This window comes from bacterium (genome assembly GCA_021372775.1).
GTDB lineage: Bacteria > Acidobacteriota > Polarisedimenticolia > J045 > J045 > JAJFTU01.
Window position 1 is genome coordinate 1 of the sequence record JAJFTU010000219.1, and the last position, 1,615, is coordinate 1,615.

Here is a 1,615-nt window from a genome sequence, read left to right on the forward strand (position 1 = left end):
CTGGGGGGTCGGCCGATGATCGCCCCGCCGCTCGTTCCGCTCGCCGAGGCCGTCGCCGCGGCGGCCTCCGCCTCGAGCGTCACCTCGCCGTGGCCGTTCGGGCTGCTCGCGCTCGTCGCGGTCGTCTCCGCGGTGATGGTCGTCGCCCGCCGCAAGACGCTCGTCTGCGCGCTGTTCCTCGTGCTGCACCTGCTCGCCGTGGCGGGGCTCTACGCGCTGCTCGGCGCCTTCGTGCTCGCCGCGCTGCAGGTGATCATCTACGCCGGGGCGATCCTCGTGCTGATCGTCTTCGTGGTCATGCTGCTCAACGTCCGGCGCGAGTCGGAGGGCGGGCGGAGCGCGGCGACGACGACGATCGGGATCGGCGTCGGCGCGCTCCTCGCGCTCGCCCTCGGCCGCGCGGCGCGCGACCTCTCGACGCAGACGCCGGACGGCGTCTCCCCCGGCTTCGGCACGGTGGCCCGCCTCGGCGACGCCATCTTCGGCGCCTACTTCTTCCCGTTCGAGCTCGTCTCGCTGGTGATCGTCGCCGGCATGGTCGGCGCGGTGATTTTCGCCAAGCGGAAGCTGGAGGACTGAGTGAACGCCGAATGGTGCCTGCTCCTCTCCGCGCTGCTGTTCGCGATCGGCGCCGTCGGCGTCGTCACGCGCCGCGGCGCGATCGGCGTTTTGATGTGCATCGAGATCATGCTCAACGCGGCCAACCTCGCGCTGGTCGCGGCGAGCCGGCGGCTCCCCGGTCCGGGAGGGACGATCGGCGTCGTGGACGGCCAGGTCGTCGCCTTCTTCGTCCTCGCCGTCGCCGCGGCCGAGGCCGCGGTCGGGCTGGGGATCGTCGTCGCGCTGTTCCGCAAGGTCCGCTCGACCGACGTGGACGTCGCGCGGCTGCTGCGCTGGTGAGGCGGGGAGGAGCCGTATGCTGCCTTATTTGTGGTTGATCCCCGTCGTTCCGGCGCTCGGCTTCGTCGTCGTCGGGATCCTCGGCGCGTTCGGCCGGCTCTCGGACAAGGCCGCGCACCGGATCGCCGTCGGCGCCTCGACGCTGGCGTTCGTCCTCTCGGCGCTGATGGTCCTGTCGTTCGCGCAGGGCGTCGGGGAGTACGCGAACGCGCCGTCGTGGACGGGGATCAAGGCGGTCGAGGAGACGGCCGACCACGCGGCGCGCTTCAGCGTGACCCCCGCGGCCTGGGTGCCGTTCGGCCCGACGCAGCTCCGCGGTTGGGACGCGGCGAAGACGCGCGTCGCGAACCTCCAGGTCGGCTGGACCTTCTCGATCGACGCGCTGACCTGCGTGATGCTGCTCGTCGTGACGGGGATCGGCACGCTGATCCACGTCTACTCGATCGGCTACATGAAGGGGGAGAAGGGGTACTTCCGCTTCTTCTCCTACATGAACCTCTTCATGGCGATGATGCTCACGCTCGTCCTGGCCGGGAACTTCCTCGTGATGTTCGTCGGCTGGGAGGGCGTGGGGCTCTGCTCCTACCTGCTGATCGGCTTCTACTACGACCGCGTCTACGACAAGGAAACGGGAATGACCTGCGCCGACTGCGGGCGCAAGGCCTTTCTCGCCAACCGCGTCGGCGACTTCGGCTTCATGATCGGGATGCTGCTG

At 70.1% G+C, this 1,615-nt stretch carries 3 protein-coding genes; all 3 read left to right on the top strand.

Going from position 1 to position 1,615, the window contains the following annotated elements:
* Positions 1–579, top strand: a 579-nt coding sequence (locus tag LLG88_07810) for an NADH-quinone oxidoreductase subunit J (GenBank protein ID MCE5246808.1), incomplete at its 5' end; no start/stop codon positions are given.
* Positions 580–900, top strand: coding sequence for an NADH-quinone oxidoreductase subunit NuoK (nuoK, locus tag LLG88_07815; GenBank protein MCE5246809.1), 321 nt, complete (start codon positions 580–582; stop codon positions 898–900). It abuts the gene before it with no gap.
* A gap of 16 nt (positions 901–916) precedes the next feature.
* On the top strand, positions 917–1,615 hold a 699-nt coding region (locus LLG88_07820), incomplete at its 3' end, for a hypothetical protein (protein ID MCE5246810.1).